Source organism: Harryflintia acetispora, from assembly GCA_004340125.1.
GTDB lineage: Bacteria > Bacillota > Clostridia > Oscillospirales > Ruminococcaceae > Harryflintia > Harryflintia acetispora.
Genome location: SLUK01000005.1, coordinates 131,890 through 154,064 on the forward strand (window position 1 = coordinate 131,890; position 22,175 = coordinate 154,064).

The 22,175-nt window shown below is 61.4% G+C and carries 21 protein-coding genes; 11 read left to right on the forward strand and 10 right to left on the reverse strand.

All coding sequences use genetic code 11. The features are described 5' to 3' along the window. Window positions 1-44: 44 nt before the first annotated feature. Together cysS and epsC are read right to left on the reverse strand one after the other, a co-directional pair. The gene (gene cysS / locus EDD78_RS07275) at window positions 45-1,433 is read right to left on the reverse strand and encodes a cysteine--tRNA ligase (RefSeq protein WP_132084482.1); all 1,389 of its coding nucleotides are present in this window, start codon (window positions 1,431-1,433) and stop codon (window positions 45-47) included. Next, complete coding sequence (gene epsC, locus EDD78_RS07280) at window positions 1,430-2,077, reverse strand: serine O-acetyltransferase EpsC (RefSeq protein ID WP_132084538.1); 648 nt, start codon at window positions 2,075-2,077, stop codon at window positions 1,430-1,432. Before epsC ends, cysS begins: the two co-directional genes overlap by 4 nt. Window positions 2,078-2,500: 423 nt before the next feature. Between epsC and EDD78_RS07285 the strand changes: the two genes are divergently transcribed. The 3 genes from EDD78_RS07285 to EDD78_RS07295 all read left to right on the forward strand — a co-directional run bounded on the left by EDD78_RS07285 (window position 2,501) and on the right by EDD78_RS07295 (window position 5,401). Then, window positions 2,501-3,613, forward strand: a complete 1,113-nt coding sequence (locus tag EDD78_RS07285; protein WP_132084483.1) for a M23 family metallopeptidase — start codon at window positions 2,501-2,503, stop codon at window positions 3,611-3,613. A gap of 54 nt (window positions 3,614-3,667) precedes the next feature. Then, on the forward strand, window positions 3,668-3,868 hold the full coding sequence (locus tag EDD78_RS07290; protein ID WP_132084484.1) for a hypothetical protein: 201 nt from the start codon (window positions 3,668-3,670) through the stop codon (window positions 3,866-3,868). Window positions 3,869-4,123: 255 nt separating this feature from the next. Beyond that, complete coding sequence (locus tag EDD78_RS07295; RefSeq protein ID WP_132084485.1) at window positions 4,124-5,401, forward strand: hypothetical protein; 1,278 nt, start codon at window positions 4,124-4,126, stop codon at window positions 5,399-5,401. A gap of 98 nt (window positions 5,402-5,499) precedes the next feature. Here the strand turns inward: EDD78_RS07295 and EDD78_RS07300 are convergent, their stop codons facing one another. Next, the gene (locus EDD78_RS07300) at window positions 5,500-6,039 is read right to left on the reverse strand and encodes a nitroreductase family protein (RefSeq protein WP_165873144.1); all 540 of its coding nucleotides are present in this window, start codon (window positions 6,037-6,039) and stop codon (window positions 5,500-5,502) included. A 164-nt stretch (window positions 6,040-6,203) separates the two neighbouring features. On the opposite strand from EDD78_RS07300, the gene EDD78_RS07305 reads away from it, so the two are divergent. Both EDD78_RS07305 and EDD78_RS07310 read left to right on the forward strand, forming a co-directional pair. After that, on the forward strand, window positions 6,204-6,977 hold the full coding sequence (locus tag EDD78_RS07305; RefSeq protein WP_079699709.1) for a threonine/serine exporter family protein: 774 nt from the start codon (window positions 6,204-6,206) through the stop codon (window positions 6,975-6,977). After that, the gene (locus EDD78_RS07310) at window positions 6,974-7,423 is read left to right on the forward strand and encodes a threonine/serine exporter family protein (RefSeq protein WP_132084487.1); all 450 of its coding nucleotides are present in this window, start codon (window positions 6,974-6,976) and stop codon (window positions 7,421-7,423) included. Before EDD78_RS07305 ends, EDD78_RS07310 begins: the two co-directional genes overlap by 4 nt. 25 nt (window positions 7,424-7,448) lie before the next feature. Here EDD78_RS07310 and EDD78_RS07315 read toward each other — a convergent pair whose 3' ends face one another. The 3 genes from EDD78_RS07315 to EDD78_RS07325 form a co-directional block, all read right to left on the reverse strand. Continuing rightward, a complete protein-coding gene (locus EDD78_RS07315) occupies window positions 7,449-8,174 on the reverse strand; it encodes an alpha/beta hydrolase-fold protein (protein WP_079699711.1) in 726 nt (241 codons plus the stop codon). After that, entirely contained in the window at window positions 8,171-8,713 is a 543-nt protein-coding gene (thpR, locus tag EDD78_RS07320) for an RNA 2',3'-cyclic phosphodiesterase (protein ID WP_165873145.1), read from the reverse strand. The genes EDD78_RS07315 and thpR overlap by 4 nt, the downstream gene beginning before the upstream one ends. Window positions 8,714-8,830: 117 nt before the next feature. Further along, window positions 8,831-9,043 (reverse strand): hypothetical protein, encoded by a 213-nt coding sequence (locus tag EDD78_RS07325; protein WP_132084489.1) that lies wholly within the window; start codon window positions 9,041-9,043, stop codon window positions 8,831-8,833. Between the two features lie 163 nt (window positions 9,044-9,206). Here EDD78_RS07325 and EDD78_RS07330 point away from each other — a divergent pair, with 163 nt between their 5' ends. The 4 genes from EDD78_RS07330 to EDD78_RS07345 are packed head-to-tail and all read left to right on the forward strand — an operon-like array spanning window position 9,207 to window position 13,081. Continuing rightward, the gene (locus EDD78_RS07330) at window positions 9,207-10,292 is read left to right on the forward strand and encodes an ABC transporter ATP-binding protein (protein WP_132084490.1); all 1,086 of its coding nucleotides are present in this window, start codon (window positions 9,207-9,209) and stop codon (window positions 10,290-10,292) included. Next, complete coding sequence (locus EDD78_RS07335; RefSeq protein WP_132084491.1) at window positions 10,289-11,143, forward strand: ABC transporter permease; 855 nt, start codon at window positions 10,289-10,291, stop codon at window positions 11,141-11,143. The genes EDD78_RS07330 and EDD78_RS07335 overlap by 4 nt, the downstream gene beginning before the upstream one ends. Window position 11,144: 1 nt before the next feature. Beyond that, entirely contained in the window at window positions 11,145-11,963 is an 819-nt protein-coding gene (locus EDD78_RS07340; RefSeq protein ID WP_079699716.1) for an ABC transporter permease, read from the forward strand. After that, window positions 11,960-13,081 (forward strand): polyamine ABC transporter substrate-binding protein, encoded by a 1,122-nt coding sequence (locus EDD78_RS07345; protein ID WP_132084492.1) that lies wholly within the window; start codon window positions 11,960-11,962, stop codon window positions 13,079-13,081. Before EDD78_RS07340 ends, EDD78_RS07345 begins: the two co-directional genes overlap by 4 nt. Before the next feature lie 54 nt (window positions 13,082-13,135). Here EDD78_RS07345 and EDD78_RS07350 read toward each other — a convergent pair whose 3' ends face one another. Together EDD78_RS07350 and EDD78_RS07355 are read right to left on the reverse strand one after the other, a co-directional pair. Beyond that, window positions 13,136-15,694 carry an Ig-like domain-containing protein gene (locus EDD78_RS07350; RefSeq protein ID WP_132084493.1) on the reverse strand — a complete coding sequence of 853 codons (2,559 nt, stop codon included), beginning with the start codon at window positions 15,692-15,694 and terminating at the stop codon, window positions 13,136-13,138. Then, the gene (locus EDD78_RS07355; RefSeq protein WP_132084494.1) at window positions 15,691-15,981 is read right to left on the reverse strand and encodes a hypothetical protein; all 291 of its coding nucleotides are present in this window, start codon (window positions 15,979-15,981) and stop codon (window positions 15,691-15,693) included. The genes EDD78_RS07350 and EDD78_RS07355 overlap by 4 nt, the downstream gene beginning before the upstream one ends. Window positions 15,982-16,365: 384 nt before the next feature. Here EDD78_RS07355 and EDD78_RS07360 point away from each other — a divergent pair, with 384 nt between their 5' ends. Further along, window positions 16,366-18,210: an ABC transporter ATP-binding protein gene (locus tag EDD78_RS07360; RefSeq protein ID WP_132084495.1), complete on the forward strand. Its 1,845-nt coding sequence runs from the start codon at window positions 16,366-16,368 to the stop codon at window positions 18,208-18,210. After that, window positions 18,210-20,033, forward strand: a complete 1,824-nt coding sequence (locus EDD78_RS07365; RefSeq protein ID WP_132084496.1) for an ABC transporter ATP-binding protein — start codon at window positions 18,210-18,212, stop codon at window positions 20,031-20,033. The genes EDD78_RS07360 and EDD78_RS07365 overlap by 1 nt, the downstream gene beginning before the upstream one ends. Before the next feature lie 115 nt (window positions 20,034-20,148). Here the strand turns inward: EDD78_RS07365 and EDD78_RS07370 are convergent, their stop codons facing one another. Then, window positions 20,149-20,748, reverse strand: coding sequence for a maltose acetyltransferase domain-containing protein (locus EDD78_RS07370; RefSeq protein ID WP_132084497.1), 600 nt, complete (start codon window positions 20,746-20,748; stop codon window positions 20,149-20,151). Continuing rightward, entirely contained in the window at window positions 20,745-21,935 is a 1,191-nt protein-coding gene (locus EDD78_RS07375; RefSeq protein WP_165873146.1) for an MFS transporter, read from the reverse strand. The genes EDD78_RS07370 and EDD78_RS07375 overlap by 4 nt, the downstream gene beginning before the upstream one ends. Between the last annotated feature and the right edge of the window lie 240 nt (window positions 21,936-22,175).

Consider the following 22,175-nt stretch of genomic DNA (forward strand, 5'->3'; position numbering starts at 1 on the left):
GCTGAGCGCACGCGAAGCAATAAAAATAGCTTAAAGAGCTATTCTTATGCGCGCTTCCACTTGACGCCCTGCGGGGTGTCCTCCAGAATGATCCCCTGGGCCTTGAGCTCGTCGCGGATCCGGTCGGCAGTGGCGAAGTCGCGGTCTTTGCGCGCCTGCTGCCGCTGCTCGATCAGGGCCTCGATTTCTTCGGCCATGCCGTCCTGCGCCGGGCGGTTATAGAGGATCCCCAGCACGCCGCACAGCTCGTCATAAAGCTTTATAGCCGCCTCGATGGCCGTCTTCGGGCGGGGGGAGCCGAGATAGGTGTTGCACTCGCGCGTCAGCTCGAAGAGCGCCGAGATCGCGTCGGCGGTGTTGAGGTCGTCGTCCATCGCGGCGACAAACTGTCCGCGGCGGGAATCGAGCTTTGAGAGGAACCCGGGGTCCTCCCCGTCGGTCGCGCTCTTAAGCGCGAAATCGAGGTTTTCCCGGCAGTTATACAGCCGCTCGAGCGAGGCGCGGCACTGCTCGAGCACCTCGAGGGTATAGTTGATCGGGCTGCGGTAGTGCGCCTGGAGCATCATGAACTTGATCGGCTCGTAGCCGAATTTTTCGGCCACCTCGCGCACGGTGAAGAAGTTGCCCAGGGATTTTGACATCTTGTGGTTATCCACGTTGATGTAGCCGTTGTGCATCCAGTAGCGCACATACTCGTGCCCGGTGCAGCACTCGGCCTGGGCGATCTCGTTTTCATGGTGAGGGAAAATCAGGTCCTGGCCGCCGCAATGGATGTCGATGGTCTCGCCGAGATACTTCATAATCATGGCGGTGCACTCGATATGCCAGCCGGGGCGCCCCTCGCCCCAGGGGGAATGGTAGCTGGGCTCGCCGGGCTTGGCGGCCTTCCAGAGCACGAAGTCCAGCGGGTCCTCCTTGTTCGAGCTCACGTCGATCCGGTTCCCCGCGTCCAGCGCGTCCAGCGGCTGGTGGGAGAGCTTGCCGTACCCGCCGAACTTGCGGGAACGGAAGTAGACGTCCCCGTCCTTCGCATAGGCGTAGCCCCGCTCCTCCAAGCGCTTTACCACGTCGATGATGGTGTCGATGTTCTCGGTCGCCTTGGGATGGTAATCGGCCTCCCGAACGCCCAGCCCCTTCGCATCGGTCCAGTACTCCTTGATGTAGCGCGCGGCGACCTCGGCCACGGTGGTGCCTTCCTCATTGGCCTTTTTGATCAGCTTGTCGTCGATGTCGGTGAAGTTCTGCACAAAGGTCACGTCGTATCCGATGTACTTAAGGTAACGGCGCAGCACGTCGAAGACGCAGATCGGCCGCGCGTTGCCGATGTGGATGAAGTTATAGACCGTCGGCCCGCAGGCGTACATTTTGACCTTGCCCTCCTGCAGGGGGACAAATTCCTCCTTCTTCATGGTCAGGGTGTTGAAAATTCTCATTTTTTCTCTTCCTCCAATTCCTGTATCCGTCTTTCCAGCTTCTCGATCTTCATCATCATCCTGCACAGCTCCTGCGACACCGGGTCGGGGATGTGCACCTGGTCGAGCAGGGTGTTATCCACCTTCTTGCCGGCCACCCGCACCGCCCGCGCGGGCACGCCCACGGCGGTGGAGTTCTCCTCCAGCGGCTCGAGCAACACCGCCCCGGCGGCGACCTTGCTGTTGTCCCCCACCGTGAAGGGGCCGAGGATCTTCGCTCCCGCGCCCACCAGGACATTTTTGCCCAGCGTCGGATGGCGCTTGCCCTTGTCCTTGCCGGTACCGCCCAGGGTCACGCCCTGGTAGATGGTGCAGCCGTCGCCGATCTCGGCGGTCTCACCAATGACCACCCCCGCGCCGTGGTCGATGAGCACCCCGCGCCCGATCTTCGCGCCGGGATGGATTTCGATCCCAGTCAGAAAGCGCGCGATCTGGGAGAGCGCACGCGCCAAAAAGAAGCAATTATGCCGGTAAAGCCAGTATGCCGGGCGGTGCAGCATGAGCGCGTGCAGCCCGGAATAAAGCAGCAGCACCTCGAGCGAGTTGCGCGCGGCGGGGTCGCGCTCTTTGATCGCCGCGATGTCCTGTCTGAGTCCCCTGAAGATTGCGATCACCTCAATCCTTGATTGTTGGCATGACTTGATAAAAAGATTCTTACATTTGGAAAAACAAAAGCCCCCGTCCGGGCATATTGCCGGACAGAGGCGCTCTTCGCACGGTCCCACTCTGTATTTTGCTCTTGCCCCTTAACGCGGGGATACGTAGTGCCCTACTGAGGGTTTTCCCGTTTGGGCGCTCTGCTCACGGGCGCACTTCGTTCTCCCGCGCGGCCGGGGCGCTCACACCACACGCGCCCTTCTCTGCTGCCGCGGCAATGGAAAACTACTCTTCCCGCTCACCGCATTTCACCTTACATTGGATGGCATTGACATTGTCTTACTTCCATCTTTATGATAAGATAGCATAAAACGTACCTCTTTGCAAGAGAGGTTTTTTGCACGGGCTTTAAAAAGAAAGGCGGTACGGGAATGAAAGCTATCAAAAAAAGAATCTCGCTGCTCTGTTCGGCGGCTTTGATTGCACTTTGCCTCAGCCAGCTGGCGCTGGCCGAATCCGGCAGTTCCAAGGTCGTGGGGAACGTCAAAGAACCGAAGTCGGGCTCGTCTTCGTCGCAGAGCTCGTCCTCCCGCCCGGCGAACGTGCGCGACCGGTATGTGGACGACAGCAAAGCGAATGTGAACGACCCGCGCCCGGTGATCGAACCGGACATCGTGGGCAACACCCGCGGAAAGAAAACCGAAGCCTCCTCCAAGGCGGCGGAGAAATCCAGCGCACCGAAGGCCTCCATCTCGTCCACCTCGATCGACCCGGGAGAAACCCTCTTTATAACGGTCAGCGGGGTTAAGGACATCAAGGCGGTCACGGTGAAAAACGACTTCGGTTTTTCGGTGCGCCTCTCGGCCGATCCCAGCCGGGAAAACACCTACATCGGCTTCCTGCCGGTGAGCTACTTCACCGCCAAGGGCAGCTACAATATCACCGTGTCGGGCGGGGGATTGAGCACCGCCACCTTTACTGTGGCGGTCAGCGGCAAGCAATTCGAGACCCAATACCTGACGGTGGACGAGGGACTGGCGAACAGCACCATCAACAACGACGAAGCCTCCAAGGAGTACCGCGAGGTGATCTGGCCGCAGAAGGAGAAATTTGATTCCAAGCGCTACTTCGACGGGCGCTTCATCCTTCCGGTCCAGGGCGGGATCAACACCCAGTTCGGGATGGTGCGCTACACCAACGGCGTGGCCGGGCCCCGGCACGACGGGGTGGACCTCGACGCCAAGCTCGGCACCCCGGTCAAGGCGGCGCAAAACGGCAAGGTGCTCTACGCCGGCTTTGTCAAGCTGACCGGGAACACGGTGGTCATCGAGCACGGCTACGGGCTCAAGAGCTGGTATCAGCACATGCAGAGCCTCAGCGTCAAGGAGGGCGACGTGGTGAAGACCGGGCAGGTCATCGGCAAGGTGGGTTCCACCGGCTTCTCGACCGGGCCGCACATGCACTTCTCCGCCTCGATCAACGGGGTCTACATCAACCCTCTGACCCTCGTCGAGACCGACCTGCTCGAGCAGGCGGCCAAATAGGACGGATAAACATTTCCTTTCCTGCGAAAACTAGGGACAGGGAGGAATGCCAATATGAAAAATACCGATCAAAGCCGCAAGCAGATGGTGGACGAAAACGTCACCTATCTCGACGTGGCCGACGAGCTCGCCGGCTACTACGCCACCCAGGCGATCACCCAGGCGCAGGGCCGCATGCAGGGGGGAAACACCCCCACCGGCTTCGACGAGCGGCACCTGCATGAGATACGCGAGCATCTGCACGGGGACCTGTGACTGAACAATCGGCTTCGGGAAAATTTTTTGAAGCCGGCTTTTTTTAAAATGACCGCAAGCATAGGCTGCTTGCGGTCTTATTTTTCTTCTTTTTCGCGGGAGAGAAGAACATTTTTTAAGACTCCCATTGTTTTTTTCCTAATTATACCCTCTTCTGCCAGCTTTTTCAAGGAATTCCGGCAATTTTTTGCCCACCTCTTCCCTCCTGTGGCCGCAAGCAGCCTATGCTATCGGTCATTTTAAGGAGGAAGCGCCATGCAGTCCAAACACCCACAAAAACGCACAGTATCCCTGCTGCTGGCAATATGCCTGCTGTGCGGCCTGCGCACATCCGCCGCGGCCGTCGGCGCAGCGGCGGGCGGCTACGCCGAAACCTACGGAATCAACGTCCCTTTCACCCCCTCGGCGCGCACCAGCCGCTACACCTTCGCCGTCTATGAGGGGAACACGGCGGCCCCCGCCAGGCTTCTGATCCAAAAGGAGCTGACCATCTCCACGGCGCAGACGGTCTTTCTTCCGATCCCCTCCCTTCTGAGCGGACCGGGCAGCTATACTCTGGCGGTGACCGCCCATCCCATGCCGGAGCGGGAGGGGCTGGATACCGCCGCCACCAAGACCGTTCCCTTTCGGCTCGAACCGACCTGCGGCCATCCGGGCGCGTCAGGGGCTTTTTTGATAGGGGACGGCAGTGCCCAAAGTCCCTATCTGATCACCAGTGCCGCGCAACTCGACCACTTGCGCCAACACACCGGCGCATATGCCCGGCAAGGCTGCGATCTCGACATGGCGGGCATCGCTTGGCAAAATTTTAATTTTAGCGGCACCTACGATGGGAATGGCTATGTGGTTCGCAACCTCTCCAATAATTCCTCTGGATTCGGCGGATTATTTGCGGAGGTAACCGGTACTGTCATGAACCTTGGCGTAGAAAACGCTACAGTACGTGGCACCTATGCAGCGGCCATCTGCGGAAACTTGCGTGGAAAAATTTATTGCTGCTATGTAAAAGACTGTATCATAACGGCAACGACCAGCGTCGCAGGAGGGATCACTGGGAACGATGGGGCAAACTACCAGTCGATTATTCAGGATTGCTACGAAATGGGCGGAACCTATCAAACTTCGGTGGCCTCGGGCGGGATCGCGGGCGACTTCAGTGGGGATGTCTCCGGCAATGCTCTGATTCGCTGTTATTCCATCCCGGCGAAGGTTACGGGAGGCAAGAAAGGAATCTTAGTTGGGAACTGGAGAAGCGCCAAGATGCAAGACTGCTATTTCCCAAGCGACACCTCCTGCGGCTCCACCACCGCTACCGCCTCCGGCAATGTTTCGGGTGCCGTCGGCATGCCGTTTGCTTCCTTCCCGAACGCCGCCAACTTTTCAGGCTGGAATATCGGAGCCGACAGCAGCGCCTGGGTGATGGGAGAAAGCGCGCCCGAGCTTAAAATCTTTGCGCAGCGCCGTGCGCGCGACTACGCCCTGCCGCAGGGCGCCGCCTCCTGGCGAAAGGGCACCATTGGACTTTCTGACTAATCCATCCATGATATCGGGAGGGGGGAAAGGAGCGCAAGCAAAATTGCTTGCGCTCCTTTTAATTTGAATGAGGTCTCCGGCGAGGCTAAGAATCCAATTCATCGCACGTAGCGCACGGCCTCGTCAAAGGGCTTGCGCTTCTTCTGTGGCGGCGTCTCCCCCTCGGCGGCGTAGCCGAGCGCGATCATCACCCGCACCTCGCGCCCGGGCGGGATGCCCAGCGCCTCCCGCACCGCTTCCTCGTCGTACCAGCCCAGGATACAGCTCGCAAGGCCCTGCTCCTGCGCCATCAGGCAGATGTGCGCCACCGCGATCCCGATGTCGAGCGGCCGGTAATCCTGCCGCTTGACCTTCCCGATGGGAGCGAGGTCCGGGCGCTCCCCTTCCTCGGTGATGGCGATGAACACCGGGCAGTCGGCGGTAAAGCGGTTCTCGCCCTGCGCCTGCGCGGCGCGGGCGACCCCGGCCGCCGCCGCCGGGGTGTCGGCCACCACGAACCGCCAGGGCTGGCGGTTGCTCGCCGAGGGGGCGAGGCGTCCCGCCTCGAGGCAGGCGCGCAGCTTCTCCTCCTCCACCGGGCGAGTGGAATAGCTGCGGCAGCTGTGCCGCGCCAGAACCAGGTCCATGAAATCTTCCATGCCAAAGCCTCCCTTCACGTTTTCTTCATCATAGCCCCCGCCGGCGTCAAATTCAAGGGGATTCTTTTGGTGCTGATTTTGAGGGGCAAAACTTTCCCATCCTCTTGACAGTGCCGCCATGCCTGGCATACAATTGGATCGGTAAACAAGCGGGAGGTGAAGGGATGAACGATTCCAGGCGGATTCTGGAGCTGGCGATCAAGGCCGGGGAGATCCTGCTTTACAACGGCGGAGAAATCTTCCGGGTGCAGGAGACCATGCTGCGCATCGCCAAGGCCTATGGGGCCGAGGACTTCCACGTCTACATCGTCTCCACCGGGATCTTCGCCACCGCCCTGGTGGACGGGCGGCTGCACAGCACCACCCTGGTGCAGATCCCCCTGAGTGCCATGCACCTCGGGCGGGTGATCGCCGTCAACAGCCTCTCAAGGGACATCGCCTGTGGGCGCTGCGAAATCGACGAGGCCTTCCGGCGGCTGGAAACGATCGAGGCCATCCCCTTCTACCCGCCCTGGATGCGGGTCCTGGTCACCGGGCTCGGCTGCGCGGGCTTCGGCTTCATCCTCGGCGGGGACTTCTTCGACAGTGTGATCAGCTTCCTGTCGGGGGCCATCCTCTCCTGCTTTTTGATCTACGCCGATAGGCGGAAGCTCTCGAAGATCATCGCCAACCTTATGGCGAGCGCCCTGGTGACGCTCTGCGGGCTCACCTTCTTCCACCTGGGGCTGGGGAACCACATCGACAAGATCATCATCGGCTCGCTCATGCCGCTGGTGCCCGGGGTGGCGCTGACCACCTCGATCCGGGACTTTCTCAATACCGATTACCTCTCCGGCATGATCCGCCTGATCGACACGCTGCTCGTCGCCTCCTGTATCGCCATCGGGGTGGGCGCGGTGCTGGGCGCCGCCAGCCTCTTTCTGGGGGTGGTCGTATGAGCGGCCTGCTTTCGCAGGTGGTCGCCGCGTTCCTGGGCAGCGCCTCCTTCGCCCTGCTCTTCCAGGTGCCCAAGGACCAATTCCTGTTCGGGGGTGCTGCGGGGGCCGCCAGTTGGCTGTGCTATCTGGTTTTTTTGCGGTTCCATCCGTCGGTGGTGCTCGCTTCCTTCGCCGCGGCGATCCTGCTCAGCATCCTCTGCCGGGTCTTTGCCGTGCGCCGTAAGACGCCGATCACCGTCTTCTTGACCTGTGGGATTTTCCCCATCGTGCCGGGGTCGGGAATCTATTACACGGTCTATTACTTCATCATGAGCCAGAACGATTTGGCGCTCTATAAAGGGATCGAAACGCTCAAGATCGCGGTGGCCATCGCGCTGGGGATCGTATTGGTGCTCTCCCTGCCCTATTCGCTCTTCCGGGCTTTCGGCCGCAAAACACAAAATTAGCACCAGACCCTTCGTGAGATTATTCTCACGAAGGGTCCTTTTCCATCAGCCATTCAAGCGCCCGCGCATGGCGCTGCGGGACGTCTTTAAAATGCCCGCCCGGGCTCTCTTCATAAAAGGTCCCGCCCTGCGGGAGCTGGCCGCGCAGCAGGCGGGCGGCGGCGCGGGTGCGCTCCCCCACCGTGGCGAGTACGGGGTTGCGGCTGCGCTCCTCCCCGCTGCCCAGCGAGAGATAGACCCTGGCCGCTCCGTTCTTGGGCCGGTTCCCCTCCATAAAGGGGAGCCACCCCTCGTACCAGAGGGAGCCGGACAGGCTCCCGAAGCTGCCGAAGCGGTCCGTCTCATAAAGCGCATAGAGCGCGCAGAGCCCCGCGAGGGAATAGCCCAGCAGCGCCGGGCGGGGAAGAACCGGGAACCGGCTTTCCAGCCCTGGCAGGAAGCGCTCCTCGAGGAAGCGCACCGTCTCCCCTGCCCTTCCTCCAAAATCCCCGCCGCCGCGAAAGACCGCCTTCCCAAGCCAAGGGGTATAGGCGCCGTTCGGGTCCTCCGGCGCCAGCCCCGCCAGCAGGAAGGGCGGCAGAATGCCGCTTTGAATTTTTGGCGAAAGGATCGTCATCGCCTGTTCCATCGTCCCGCTGCCGGGAGAATTTAACAGCAGGCAGGCCAAGGGATACCCCGCGTCCTCCCGAAAATGCGGCGGCAGACAGACCCAATAGGCCCACCCGCCGCACCGCTCCTCTAATATCTTCATGGCCTTGCGCCTCCCAGCGTATAGCGATAAAGCTCGGTGTAGGTCAGCCGCCCATCAATCCGCTCGGACTTCATCAGGCTGACTGCCTCCACGCGCTCGGTGATCTTTGGCAGCTCCCCGCCAAAGCGGCGCGGGTCAAACCCTCTTGGCAGCAGCACCTGCCGCCCCAGCGTCAGGTGGGGGCGAAAGGGACGGCGCTCCACCGGGAAGCCGGCGCGCTCCAGCCCTTCCGAAAGCTGCCGGTGGAGCGCCAAAAGCGCTTCGCTTCGCCGCAGCCCCAGCCAGCAGATGTCCCCGCCCTCCCGGCGAAAGGTGCCGAAGCCCTCCACCCAAAGCGGGAAGGGCTCCCCCTCCAGCTTTTCCAGCACCCGGCAAAGCTCGTCCTCTCTCCCGCTCTCTCCGATGAAGGCAAGCGTCAGGTGCAGATTTTCCCGCCGGGTGAAGCTCCCCCGCCCGGCGCAGTCCCGCAGCCGCCGGCACGCCGCGAAGAGCTGGTCCAGCGTGTGGTCTGAAAACAGGATGGCCACAAACAGGCGCAAAAGAATCCCCTCCCTTTGCAATCAGTATACCACAAACAGCCATAAGCACAAAAGTCCGGGAGGAGGGGAAATTCCCCTCCTCCCGGACTGCTTCTTTGCGTGCGATTGCCTGAATCTCTAGAGCTTCTCCAGCTGGGCGAGCACCTCGTCGATCTGCCGCTGCGAGGCGTATTTTCGCGCGAAGCCGACCGCCTGGCGCAGCTGCATCCCCTGCACCATCGGCAGCATGGGGTGTCCGAGCAGCCCCGGAACCTGCCGCTGCACCAGAGCGCGCGCCTGCTGGTTTTGCAGAATTTCCCCGATGGTGATCTGATAGTTATGTAAATCCATCCCGGTACCCCCTTCTTTGTGCTGTATGCATTATATGCGCGACGCGCCCGGAATGTTACCCTTCCTTGACAATGTCTTCCTCTTTGCGTATAATACAAATGCAACCAAAGATGTATAGTTTTATTGGTTAAATCATTAAAGCATTGTGACAGAGGGATGGCAGATGGTAGAAAATATATTGGAACTCAAAGACATCACCAAGAGCTTCGGCCAGACCCAGGTTCTGCGTGGGATCAGCCTGTCGATCCAGAAGGGCGAGTTCATCACCTTCCTGGGCTCCTCGGGCTGCGGGAAGACCACCACCCTGCGGATCATCGCGGGGCTGGAGAGCCCGGACAGCGGGAGTGTGCTGCTGGGCGGGGAGGACGTGACCGCGGTGCAGCCCAATAAGCGGGACGTGAACACCATCTTCCAGAACTACGCCCTCTTTCCCCATATGAACGTGTATCAGAACATCGCCTACAGCCTCAAGCTGCGGCATGTGCCGAAGGACGAGATAAAGCGCCGGGTGGGCGACATGCTCGAGCTGGTGCAGCTGCCCGGCTACGAGCGGCGCATGCCCATCGAGCTTTCGGGCGGGCAGCGCCAGCGGGTGGCCATCGCGCGCGCGGTGATCAACAACCCGAGCGTCCTGCTGCTCGACGAGCCGCTGGGCGCTTTGGATTTACAGCTGCGCCGCCAGATGCAGCAGGAGCTCAAAAAGCTGCAAAAGCGCCTGGGGATCACCTTCATCTATATCACCCACGACCAGGAGGAAGCCATCAACATGTCCGACCGGATCGTGGTGATGAACGAGGGGCGCTTCGAGCAGATCGGCACCCCCGGCGAAATCTATGACCACCCCAAGACCAGCTTTGTGGCCCGCTTCATCGGCACGGCCAATATCTTTTCGGGGCAGGTGAAGCGGATTGAAGGCGGCCTGGCCGAGATCGAGACCCCGGACGGGCTCTGCTGTGCCGCCGCGGGGGATTATGCCCTGCGCGAGGGCCAGCGGGTCGCCTTCTCGGTGCGCAGTGAAAACATGCTGGTCGCGAAGGAGCCGGTGGAGCACTTCGACCTGCCCGCAGCGGTGAGCGAAAACAGCTATGTGGGCGGGATGCTGCGGATCGCCTTCACCCCGCGCGCCGGGGAGCCCATCGTCTCGAGCAAGCACGGCATCCATGCGAACATCGGCCTCGGCGAGCGGGTGAACCTGTACTGGAAGCCCGAAAACGCCGTCTTTGTGGATATGCAGGAGGCGGATGCATGAAAAAGGTGAAAAACTACAATTGGGCTTTGGTGCTGCCCATCTACGCCTTCACCATCCTTTTTGTGCTCATCCCGCTGATCTATATTGTGGTGCTCAGCCTGCTCAGGAAAGATATTCTCTGGGGGGTGACCAACGAGTTCACCCTGCAAAACTACCGGAAAATGTTCGACCCGGTCTATCTGCGCACCTTTGCCGATTCGCTGGGGCTTGCCTTTGGCACCACCGTGATCACCGTGCTGATGGGGTACCCCTTCGGATACTTCATGGCGAAGCTCGCGCCCAAACGGAGGGCCTTCGTTATGCTGCTGGTGGTGGTCCCGTTCTGGACCAACGCGCTGGTGCGTATCTATGGCTGGATGATCATTCTGCGTGCCAAGGGGGTGCTCAACCACCTGCTCATGTCGCTCGGGCTGATCGACACCCCGCTCAAAATCCTCTACACCTACGGCGCGGTGCTGCTGGGGATGGTCTATTCCCTCCTGCCCTTCATGATCCTGCCGGTCTACACCAGTGTGGAAAAGATGGACTGGTCGCTCGTCGAGGCGGCAAGGGACCTGGGCGCCAACGCGGCGCAGGCCTTCCTCACCGTCACGCTCAAGCTCACCCTGCCGGGGGTCCTCTCGGGGTTCGTGTTGGTGTTCGTCCCCTCGATCGGGCTGTTTTTCATCTCCGACCTGCTGGGCGGCGGGAAGATCATGCTGGTGGGGAACCTGATCAAAAACCAGCTCATGCAGGCGCGCGACTGGCCGTTCGGCGCGGCGCTGTCGGTGGTGATGATGATCATGACCTTCGCGATCATCTTCCTCTACCGCAAGCTGACCCATTCCAGCGACCTGGAGGAGTTCTTCTGATATGAAAAGAAAAAAGTTTCACCCTTCCAGCCTTTACCTTTGCGCGGTGCTGCTGCTGATGTACCTGCCGGTGGTGATGGTGGTCATCTACTCCTTCAACGCCTCGAAGAGCGACGTGCAGTGGGCCGGGTTCACGCTGGGATGGTACCAGAAAATGATCCACAACGAAAGTTTGATGGACGCGCTGCGCAACTCCCTGGTCCTGGGGGTTTCCAGCTGCGCCATCTCGGCGGTGATCGGCACCGTCGGGGCGGTGGGGCTCGCGCAGAGCGATTTTAAAACCAAGGGCCTGCTGGAGAACGTGGCCATGCTGCCCATCATGATCCCGGAAATCATCCTCGGGATGGTTTTTCTGGCCTTCTTCTCCTTCTTGGGGCTCCCGTTTGGGATGATCACCCTGATCATCGCCCACACCGCCTTTTGCATCCCCTATATCTTCATCGTGGTCAAGGGGCGGCTGGCCGGGATCGACCGCTCGATCGGCGAGGCGGCGCGGGACCTTGGGGCCAGCGAAATGCGGATGTTCTTCGACATCACCCTGCCGCTGATCGCCCCGGCCATCCTGTCCGGGTCGCTGCTGGCCTTCGCCATGTCGCTGGACGACGTGGTGATCAGCTTCTTCGTCACCGGCGCGCAGACCAACACCCTGCCCATCAAGATCTATTCGCAGATCAAGCTGGGCGTCAGCCCCGAGATCAACGCCCTTTGCACCGTCATGCTGGCGCTGACCTTCCTGCTGATCCTCCTCTCCGGGGCGCTCACCAAAACCAAAAAAGGCAAACCCATAAAACCCACCATAAGCAAGGAGGCAAATCAATGAAAAAGATTCTTTCCCTCGTCCTGGCGGCCGCCACCTGCGCCGGCCTGCTCGCCGGCTGCGGCAGCGGCGGCGGTTCCGAGAGCTCCGCACCCCAGAGCAGCGCGGCCCCCGCGAGCGAGGCTTCGAGCGAAGCCGGCGGCACCGAAAGCGGCGGGGAGCTCAATATCTTCACCTGGGACGGCTACTTCCCGCAGGATGTGCTGGACGGCTACACCGAGCAGTTCGGCGTAAAAATCAACATGTCCAACTTCGAGTCCAACGAGGAGATGCTCACCAAGCTCGAGGCGGCGAACGCCGGGGATTACGACGTGATCGTGGCGAGCGACTACATCATCGACATCATGCGCAGGAAGGGCGGGCTCTTAAAGGAGCTGGACAAGGAAAAAATCCCGAATTTTAAAAACATCGACCCCAACTTCCAGAGCCAGTTCTACGACCCCGAAAACCTCTACACCGTCCCCTACGGCCCCGGCACCCCGCTGATCGTCTACGACCCGTCCCTGGTCAATGTCGACATCAAGGGGTATAACGATTTGTGGAACCCGGAGCTAAAAGACAGTGTAGTCATCATGGACGACGCGCGCAACGTGATCGGCATCACCTTAAAAACGATGGGCAAGTCCTTCAACGAGACCGACCCGGCCGTGCTGGACGAGGCCAAGGCAAAGCTGATGGAATTAAAGCCCAACATCCGCACCCTGGCGATGAACAACCTGCAGGACGTCATCCTCAGCGGCGAGGCGAGCGTGGGGTACATGTTCACCGCCCAGGTGGTCATGGCGCTGCAGGCGAACCCCGAACTGAAGGTCGTCTACCCCGAGGAGGGGATGGGCTTCGGGATCGACAACCTGATCGTTCCCTTAAACGCCCCGCATGAGGACAACGCCTTCTCGTTCATCAACTACATCCTCGAGCCCGAGGTCGGCGCGAAGGTCTCCAGCCAGATCATGTACCTCTGCCCGAACAAGGAGAGCGCGCCCTACCTGCCCGAGGAGTACAAAAACAACGCGGCGCTCTATATCCCCTCGGACGTGCTGGGCAACACCGAGTTCATCCAGGACGTGGGCGAGGCGACCGAGCTCTACGACAAAATCTGGACCGAGTTTAAGCAGCAGTAACCCCCGATAAAAACGAAGGGCCGGCGGATTGACCGCCGGCCCTTCGCTCTGCCTTTAGGTAATTTGCGAGTTGCCGTAACTGCTTCCTTCGTTGGGGGTGAAGTCGCCGCCGTAGGCGGCTGTCCTTCCGATGGCGTAAACCGGATTGGACCAATGGCAGTTTTGCAGGGTGACCGGCCCGATGTGCCGGTCGATTGCCCCGCTGATCCCACCAGTGAGAATCATGTTGGGTGCGCTTCCGGTGAACTGGGCGGAGGAGATACAGCCGATAAAGGTCGTGTTCAGGCTGTGCCCCACGATCCCGCCGCGGTAGAGGTCAAAATTCGAGTCCCCGCCGACCGTCCCACTGAACGTACACCGCTGAAAGGTCGCATTTTCCACGATGCCCGCAATGCCGCCCGAGGTCACGTAGTTGTTCGGACCACAGATGCCCGGATCATAGCGGATCAGCCCGTCGGTCACAACACAATCCGAAATCGCGGCCCCTTCGTTTACGATACAGGAAATAGCCCCTTGCCTGGCCTTGGGGGATACGAGTATGACCCGCCTGACTTCAGAGGCGTTGCCGGTTACTGCATAAAACAGCCCGCCCAAGTTGCAATCCATCCCGGTGATTTCAAGCCCATTGCCATTGTACGTACCGGTTAAGGTTCCGAGAGTCGTCCAAGTCCCGCTGAGCGCCAGGTCCTTCGTCTGCGAAAAATTGGCGTCAAGGTGGCTGCCGACATGCTTGAGCTGTTCGACCGACGACACCTTCCAGGGCTTGGCGGCGGTGCCCGCACCGCCCCCGTAGCCGCCGGCGGCGAGCGCATGCTCGCACCCCTCGATTGTCACCGTCTTGCTCGCCGTCACCCCCGACCCGTCCTTGGCCGCCGCCTTCACCGTGATCGTACCGCTTTGCCCCACCGCCGTCACCGTTCCCGTCGTGGAGTTGATACTCGCGATCCCGCTCCCGCTCTCCAGCGACCAGGAAAGGCCCTTCTCGTTCGCGTTCTGCGGCGTCACGCTCACGCTCAATGCGAGGTTCGTCCCCTTCTCCAGCGAGTCGGTCGCGATCGTGATCCCCGTCACCCGCTGCACCACTTCCTGTTCTTCGCTCGTCACACTGATCCCGTTGGGCGCCGTCGCCGTCAGCGTGTAGCTCCCCTTCCCCACCGCCGTCACCACGCCGGTGGAGGCGTCCACCGACGCCACCGACGGGTCGGAGCTCTGGTAGGTGACCGGCCCCGTCCCGCCGCCCTCGAGCGCGGCCTGCGCCTGCCCCGTCACCGAGCTCCCGCCGAGGTACAGCGTCCCCGGCAGCTCGGTGAACCGGATCCCCGTGATGTGCTGCACCGTCACGGTACAGCTTCCGCTCCGGCCGCCCACCGAGGCGGTAACGGTGGTGCTCCCACCCTTGGTGGTGTTTGCCGTGACGGTGCAGCTCTTCCCGCTGCCCGCCACGCTGACCAGGCTCTCGTCCTCCGCCGCCCAGGCCGGGGCATAGGCCGAAGGGTTCACCGTGGCGCTCAGGGTCCCGCTGCGCGGGCTGCCCGAGGTGTAGAGGGTCAGGGTGCTGGGCAGCACCGAAACGCTCTGGACCTGCACCACCGTCACGGTGCAGGTGGCCTTATAGAACCCGCCCTTGTCCGTCACCGTGATGGTCGCGCTCCCCGGCTGCTTGCCAAAGGCCGAGAGGTGGTAGACGTTGTTGCTTACTTTTGTCATATCGACCTGGTCCGGGCTGCTGTTCTGCCAGACGAGCTCGGTGCTGCCGTTGTCCCCACTGAGGGTCGCGGTCAGCTCGAAGTCGGTCTCGGCCGCCGTGCCCCCGGTGAAGAGGGTTTTGCTCGCCGGGTTTAACCCGATTCCGGAAATCGGGATCACCGTCACCGTGCAGGAGGCGGAAACGGTATCCGGGTCGTCGTAGACGCTGGCCGTGATGGTCACGGTTCCCCCCGTGTTTCCCGTGACCATCCCCGTCACCGGGTCCACCGAAGCGATGGCTGGGTCGCTGCTCGACCAGAGCACCTCGGCGGCATAGCTCTGGGAGGTGGGGTTCTTGTCGGCGGCCAGCTGTACCGTCTGGCGCTCCCCACCGGTTTGCAGGTAGACCGTCTTATCCCCCACCGCCTCGCCCCCGGCCTTGATGGTCAGGCTCTCGATGGCCTGGTAGGTGTAGGATGAGGTTTTCGTTTTGGGCAGGTCGAAGCCGGCCCGGCCCGCCTTCGCGACGGGCGTGACCGAGATGGTGAAGCCGGTGTCCCGCTGCGGCGGGTCGCTAAAATACAGCTTGTAGCTGTAGACCTCCCCCGACACCTCGGGCTCTCCCGAGGCGGACAGCTGCTCCCCCTCCCCGCCGCCCTCGGGCAGGGCGGTGACGGCGAAGCCTTCGATCCGGGCGGGGTCGTTATTCTTCACCGGCACCCGGATGAACTCGGGGCCCGCAGCGGCCCGGGCGCGGAAGAGGGAGATCTCCGGGGTGGGCGTGTCTGGATCGATCTCCGCGATTCCGGGCGGGGTGCTCCTCCCGAGGGTCGCGCCCGGGTCAACGGACGCTGCTGCCGCCCCGGCGGCCGGGATCATCCCGGCCGCCAGGGAAACCGCCAGCAGCCAAGAGGGAAGCCGTCTCATCTTTCCACCACGTCCCCATTGGCGGTGCTGATCTCACCGATCGTGAAATCGTCGAGCGGTATTTTCTCGCTCTCACCCACGGTTGCTCCCCCTCGGAGAGTTAGGGGGCCCACGGGGGGATGATTCCCCCCGTGAGGTGGGCCGCCGGCGTCAGCCGGCAATTGCATTTCCGCAGAAATGCTGCCCACCTCGTAGTACTCCCGCAGGCCGCTGCCGCCCACCGTGAAGCCGCCTAAAACGGTCAGCGCCAGCACGCACAACAGCACTGCTATCGCTTTCTTTTTCATTCCAGTTCCCCCTTCTGGCAGGGCCGCCGATCATAAAAAAAGACCCATAGTTAGGCTTTCTAGCGGCCTTTTGCCCGCAGAGTTCCGACAAAAAATCGGGAGGTTGCTTGCATATTTCACCAAAACAGGGTATAATTAGGGAAAGTGTGGAAGGGGTTGGAAATTTTACTCCTCCTAAACACGAAAATTCAAGAAATCATGGCCGCTAGAAAGCCTATCTAGCGGCCATTCTTATTCTGTCGGCCCCGATTTCCAGCAGATAGGAAAATTTTTTCTTTCCTCTTGCATATGAGACAGGGCAGTGATAAAATGGGAATGGTTTTTATTAAATAAATTTAATTAAATATCTAAAACTTTTAATGTTCCGGAAGGGATGTGACGACAATGGATCATACCGCCAAAAAACTGGGAAAACTGCAATTCGTGATGGGGTTTTTGAAGGGGTCGATGGGGCTTTTTTTAACCTCCATCCTCTTTTCCATGTTCAATACCGCTCTCAACACCATGACTCCGCAGGTGATCAAGGTGGCGGTGGATTCGGTGCTCGACCATAAGCCCTTCGCGCTGCCCGATTTTGTGATCCGCCTGCTGCATCTTGACGAGCTGCGCGCCGGGCACACCGTGACCTGGCTGCTCTGGCTCTTCGCCGGGGCCATCCTCCTGATCGCCCTGCTGGCGGGGATTTGCAGCTACCTCTCCCGCACGGCCTTGGCCAAGGGCTCGGAAAACTTCGTCAAGGAGATGCGCGACAAGCTCTTCTCGCACATCCAGCGCCTGCCCTTTTGCTGGCATGTAAGGCATCAGACCGGCGAGATCATCCAGCGGTGCACCTCGGACGTGAACGTGGTGCGCAACTTCGTGGCCAACCAGCTGATGGAGGTCTTCCGCACCGTCTTTTTATTGGTGATCTCGCTTGTCATCATGTTCCACATGGACGTGGGGATTTCGCTGATCGTTTTGACCTTCGTTCCGGTGGTGGCGGCCTATTCGGGGATCTTCTATTCCCGGATCGCCCGCAAGTTCCGGGACGCCGACGTCGCCGAGGGGATCCTCTCGAGCACGGTGCAGGAAAACCTGACCGGCGTGCGGGTGGTGCGCGCCTTCGGGCGGGAGCGCTTCGAGATCGACCGGTTCGATGAGAAGAACAACCGCTTCGCCGACCTCTGGATCAAGCTGGGGAACCTGCTGAGCATTTATTGGGGCACCGGCGACTTCATCACCGGGCTGCAGATTTTGATCGTGGTGGTGGTCGGCACCATCCAGACCGTTCAGGGGAACATCACCCTGGGCGAGTTTCTGGCCTTCGTCTCCTATGTCTCCACCCTGGTCTGGCCGCTGCGCGAGCTGGGGAGGATCCTGTCCGAGATGAGCAAGGCGGGCGTCTCGATCGAGCGGATCGCCTACATCCTGAACGCCTCGGAGGAGCAGGACTCCCCCGGCGCCCTCACCCCTCCGATGAACGGGGACATCCATTTTGAGCACATCAACTTCACCTACGAGGGCCAGAACCCGGTGCTGCGGGACATCGATTTTACCATTCCGGCGGGCAGCACCTTCGCCATCCTCGGGGGGACCGGCTCGGGCAAGAGCACGCTCATGCACCTGCTGGACCGGCTCTACGACCTGCCGCCCGAATGCGGGCGGATCACGGTGGGCGGGGTGGACATCGCTAAAATGAAGCGCGACTGGGTGCGCCAGAACATCGGGCTGGTGCTGCAGGAGCCCTTTCTCTTCTCCAAGACCATCGTCGACAACATCCGGGTCTTCCGCCCGCAGGCCTCCCTTTCCGAGGTGCGCAATGCCGCGCAGATCGCCTGCGTGGACGACGCGGTGCAAGAGTTCAGCGAAGGCTACGACACCGTGGTGGGCGAGCGGGGGGTCACCCTCTCGGGCGGGCAGAAGCAGCGGGTCGCCATCGCGCGCATGCTCATGCAGAAGGCCCCCATCATGGTGTTCGACGACTCCCTCTCGGCGGTGGATTCCGAGACCGATTCCCAGATCCGCCGCGCTCTGCGCGAGTCTCTCGGCTCCTCGACGGTCATCCTCATCTCGCACCGGATCACCACCCTCATGCAGGCGAACAAGATCCTGGTGCTGGACAACGGAAAAATCGCCCAGATGGGCACCCACGATGAGCTGGTGAACCAGGAGGGGATCTATCGGAGCATCTATGACATCCAGCTCTCCAGCGACGACCGCTCGCTGCTGGACGAAAAGGAGGAAAAATAATGGCGAAAAAAGAAAAAAGCGCCTCCTTCGATTACAGCTCCTGGAAGCGGATCGCCTCCTTCCTGCGCCCGTTCAAGGTGCCGCTGATCATCGTGGTGACGCTCAACCTCCTCTCCACCTTGGTGGACATCGCGCTCCCGCTCTTCCAGCGCTATTCGATCGACCATTTCATCGAGGCCGGCTCCTTACAGGGGCTCTGGGAGTTCATCGCCCTCTACGCCGGGACCATCGCGGTGCAGACGCTGTTCGTCATCATCTTCTGCCGCCAGTCGATGGTGGTGGAGATGAGCCTGGGGCGGGACCTCAAGCGTGCCTGCTTCGTCCATCTGCAAAAGCTCTCCTTCTCCTATTACAACGTCAATTCGGTGGGCTACCTGCTCGCGCGGGTGCTCAGCGACACCGAGCGGATCGCCAGCCTTTTCGCCTGGAGCCTGGTGGACATCCTCTGGGCGCTGGCCTATGTGCTGGGGGTCTTCGCGGCCATGCTCGCGCTCAACTGGAGGCTGGCGCTGATCGTCATGCTGGTCGTGCCCGCCATTGCGCTGGCCACCCTCTATTTCCAGAACAAGATCCTGCACTGGAACCGCAAGGTGCGCAAGATCAACGCCCAGATCACCGGGGCCTACAACGAGGGGATCACAGGAGCCAAGACCTCCAAGACGCTGGTGATCGAGGAGCAGAATTTTGAAAACTTTAAGGAGCTCACCACCGGCATGCGCCACGCCTCGGTCAAGGCGGCGCGGTTGAGCGCCGTCTATATCCCGATCGTGATGTGCCTGAGCTCGGCCGCGACCGCCATCGTACTGGCGCGCGGCGGCTACCTGGTGCTGGAAAACGTCATCCTGATCGGCACCCTCTCCGCCTTCACCTCCTACGCGATCGGCATCTTCGAGCCGATCCAGCAGATCGCCCGCACCCTGGCCGAGGTCATCTCGGTCCAGGCGAACATCGAGCGGGTCAGCGGGCTGCTGGGCGAGGAGGAGGGCATCACCGACACGCCCGAGGTGATCGAGCGCTACGGCGACGCCTTCCATCCAAAGGAAGAAAACTGGGAGCCGCTGCGCGGCGAGATCGAATTTAGGGACGTGTCCTTCCGTTACCCCGACGGGAACGAATATGTGCTGGAGCACTTTAATTTGACGATTCCCGCCGGGACCACGGTGGCCATCGTGGGCGAGACGGGGGCGGGCAAGAGTACGCTCGTCAACCTCGCCTGCCGCTTCTTCGAGCCGACCAGCGGCCAGATTCTGATCGACGGGCGGGACTACCGCGAGCGCTCCCAGCTCTGGCTGCACTCGAACATCGGCTACGTGCTGCAAAACCCGCATCTCTTCTCGGGTACCGTGATGGAGAACATCCGCTACGGGAAGCTGAGCGCCACCGACGAGGAGGTCATGCGCGCGGCCGAGAGCGTCTCGGCCGACACCATCGTCGAGCACCTGGAAAACGGGTATTACAGCGACGTGGGCGAGGGGGGAGACAGGCTCTCGACCGGGGAAAAGCAGCTGGTCTCCTTCGCGCGCGCGGTGCTGGCCGACCCGCGCATCTTCGTGCTCGACGAGGCCACCTCCTCGATCGACACCCAGACCGAGCAGCTCATCCAGGACGCGATCGCCCACCTGCTGCGCGGGCGCACCTCCTTTTTGATCGCGCACCGCCTCTCGACCATCCGGCACGCGGACGTGATCCTGGTGGTGAAGGACGGCAAGATCATCGAGCGGGGCACCCACGAGGAGCTGCTGCACAAGAGGGGCTATTACCACACCCTCTACAGCCGGCAGTTCGAGGAAGAAAGCGCCATGCGGATCCTCAAAAGCGAGTAAAAAAAGGCAACCGGACTGGGGTCCGGTTGCCTTTTTTAACTGAAGAGCTCCCGCAGCGCCGCGATCAGGTCCAGCACTTCCGTCAGGATATCCATCGCGACCGCCAAAAACCGCTTCACTTCTCCACCCGCAAATCCCGGTAATAATATTCCCGGTCCCGTTCGGTGATCTCCCGCAGCACCCGGCAGGGGCTGCCGACGGCCACCACCCGCGGCGGGATGTCCTTCGTGACCACGCTGCCCGCGCCGATCACCGCGCCCTCCCCGATCCGGACTCCGGGCAGGATGACCACGTTCGCGCCCACCCAGACGTCGTCTTCAATGTGCACCGGGAAGGAAAACTGGTTTCCGGGGCGGCGAAGCGTGGGGTCCACCGGATGCCCCGTCACCGTGATGGTGACGTTCGGGCCGAACATCACATGGTTCCCGATATACACCTCGATGTCGTCCACAATCACCAGGTTGAAGTTGGCGTAAAAGCAGTCCCCGATATGGGTGTTGCTGCCGTAAGCCACCGAGAGCGGCGGCTCGATCCAGGGGTTTTTACCGAGCGAAGCGAAGAGCTGCCGCAGGATTATTTGGCGGCGCTCCTCCTCGCGCGGGCGGGTGTGGTTGAAGTCGTAGCACAGCTCCTTGCCGCGCAGGCGCCGCTCGGGCAGCCCCTCGCACAAGTCGGTATAGAGCTTCCCGCTTTTCATACGCTCAATGGTTGTCATTCCTTCTCCTCCCCCTTCGTGCGCCTCTCCAGCGTCTCGTTGATCAAACAGGATACCGCCGCCAGCGTCCCCAGGATGGGCGCGAACCACTCGAGCGAATGATGGGAGAGCACCAGCCCGATCCCGGCCCCGGTGACGGAACCGCCCAGGCAGGCGGCCCCCACCTGGTAGCCGATCAGCCGCACATAGACCTTCTCTTCAAAACGGCGGGGCGTCTCGTGCATGAGGCAGGGGTAGATCGGCGCGAGCCCCAGCCCCAGAAGGATCACCCCGAGCAGCGAGAGCGGATAGCTCTTGCCCGCCATGGCGAAGCAGCAGGCCCCCAAAAAGGCCAGCAGGAATCCGAGGCGCATCATGCGCATATTGCCCAGCTTCCCAACCAGCACGCCGCTGCCGAAGCGCCCGAGCATGACGCAGAAGTAAAAGGCGGTGACCGCCATGCCGGCCAGCTGCTGCGGCACCTGGCGCGACTCGACCAGGACGCTGTTGACCCAGAGCCCGGCCGAATACTCGGTCCCGGCATAGAGGAAAAAGAGCGCCACCGCAAGGACGACCGTTCCCCTGGTCGCCGGCCTTGGCGCGGGGATGGCCAGCGCCGAGGCGGACTGCCCGCCTTCCTTCTGCGCGCTCCGCCAAAGCCCCTTGCGAAGGGAATAGAGCAGCGCCAGGCTCAGCGCCAGCTGGATCAGCGAGATGAAAAGATATCCCATGCGCCAGCCCCCGTGCAGGATGGCCCCGGTCATGATCAGCGGTCCCGCCGAGGCGCCGATCCCCCAGAAGCAATGCAGCCAGTTCATGTGCCGGGAGGAGTAGTGCTCGGCCACATACCGGTTGAGCCCGCTGTCCACAGCGCCCGCACCCAGCCCCAGCGGAATGGTCAGCAGCACCACCGGCAAAAAGCCGGGTGCGAAGGCGTAACCCAACATGGCCGCCCCGGTCAGCAGGCAGCTGAGGAAGGTCACCCGCCCGGTCCCGAAGCGCGGCAGGATATACCCGCTGCCAACGCTCGAGAGGGCGGACATGCACATCACCAGCATGGAGAGCACCCCCACCGTCTCGAGCGGCAGCCGGTACTCGGCGCGCATGGCCGGCCAGGCCACGCCGAGCAAGCCGTCCGGCAGGCCGAGGCTGATGAAGGACAGGTAGATGATCCCCAGCAGCACCCAAGGTATGTGTTTTTCTTTCAAGCTCTCTCCCCCAATGACACGAATCCTATCGAAAGCATAGCGCCTTTCGCGCCCGCCGTCAAGAAAAAACCACTTGACAAACCGGGAAAGAAGCCTTATAATTCCTTCTATCAACTTCATACCGCCAAAGGCTGAGAAGAGAAGAGTAAGCGGAGAAACCTTTTTCAGAGAGCCCTGTTGCTGCGAGAGGGCAAAGGAGAATCCAGCTGAACATGGTCTCGGAGCCGCGCACCGAGAGGG

What these genes read in the sequence shown, in the direction of transcription:
- cysS (WP_132084482.1), bottom strand. Translation starts at nt 1,433, where the DNA reads ATGAGAATTTTCAACACCCTGACCATGAAGAAGGAGGAATTTGTCCCC.
- EDD78_RS07285 (WP_132084483.1), top strand. Translation starts at nt 2,501, where the DNA reads ATGAAAGCTATCAAAAAAAGAATCTCGCTGCTCTGTTCGGCGGCTTTG.
- EDD78_RS07290 (WP_132084484.1), top strand. Translation starts at nt 3,668, where the DNA reads ATGAAAAATACCGATCAAAGCCGCAAGCAGATGGTGGACGAAAACGTC.
- EDD78_RS07295 (WP_132084485.1), top strand. Translation starts at nt 4,124, where the DNA reads ATGCAGTCCAAACACCCACAAAAACGCACAGTATCCCTGCTGCTGGCA.
- EDD78_RS07300 (WP_165873144.1), bottom strand. Translation starts at nt 6,039, where the DNA reads ATGGAAGATTTCATGGACCTGGTTCTGGCGCGGCACAGCTGCCGCAGC.
- EDD78_RS07305 (WP_079699709.1), top strand. Translation starts at nt 6,204, where the DNA reads ATGAACGATTCCAGGCGGATTCTGGAGCTGGCGATCAAGGCCGGGGAG.
- EDD78_RS07310 (WP_132084487.1), top strand. Translation starts at nt 6,974, where the DNA reads ATGAGCGGCCTGCTTTCGCAGGTGGTCGCCGCGTTCCTGGGCAGCGCC.
- EDD78_RS07315 (WP_079699711.1), bottom strand. Translation starts at nt 8,174, where the DNA reads ATGAAGATATTAGAGGAGCGGTGCGGCGGGTGGGCCTATTGGGTCTGT.
- EDD78_RS07325 (WP_132084489.1), bottom strand. Translation starts at nt 9,043, where the DNA reads ATGGATTTACATAACTATCAGATCACCATCGGGGAAATTCTGCAAAAC.
- EDD78_RS07330 (WP_132084490.1), top strand. Translation starts at nt 9,207, where the DNA reads ATGGTAGAAAATATATTGGAACTCAAAGACATCACCAAGAGCTTCGGC.
- EDD78_RS07335 (WP_132084491.1), top strand. Translation starts at nt 10,289, where the DNA reads ATGAAAAAGGTGAAAAACTACAATTGGGCTTTGGTGCTGCCCATCTAC.
- EDD78_RS07340 (WP_079699716.1), top strand. Translation starts at nt 11,145, where the DNA reads ATGAAAAGAAAAAAGTTTCACCCTTCCAGCCTTTACCTTTGCGCGGTG.
- EDD78_RS07345 (WP_132084492.1), top strand. Translation starts at nt 11,960, where the DNA reads ATGAAAAAGATTCTTTCCCTCGTCCTGGCGGCCGCCACCTGCGCCGGC.
- EDD78_RS07350 (WP_132084493.1), bottom strand. Translation starts at nt 15,694, where the DNA reads ATGAGACGGCTTCCCTCTTGGCTGCTGGCGGTTTCCCTGGCGGCCGGG.
- EDD78_RS07355 (WP_132084494.1), bottom strand. Translation starts at nt 15,981, where the DNA reads ATGAAAAAGAAAGCGATAGCAGTGCTGTTGTGCGTGCTGGCGCTGACC.
- EDD78_RS07360 (WP_132084495.1), top strand. Translation starts at nt 16,366, where the DNA reads ATGGATCATACCGCCAAAAAACTGGGAAAACTGCAATTCGTGATGGGG.
- EDD78_RS07365 (WP_132084496.1), top strand. Translation starts at nt 18,210, where the DNA reads ATGGCGAAAAAAGAAAAAAGCGCCTCCTTCGATTACAGCTCCTGGAAG.
- EDD78_RS07370 (WP_132084497.1), bottom strand. Translation starts at nt 20,748, where the DNA reads ATGACAACCATTGAGCGTATGAAAAGCGGGAAGCTCTATACCGACTTG.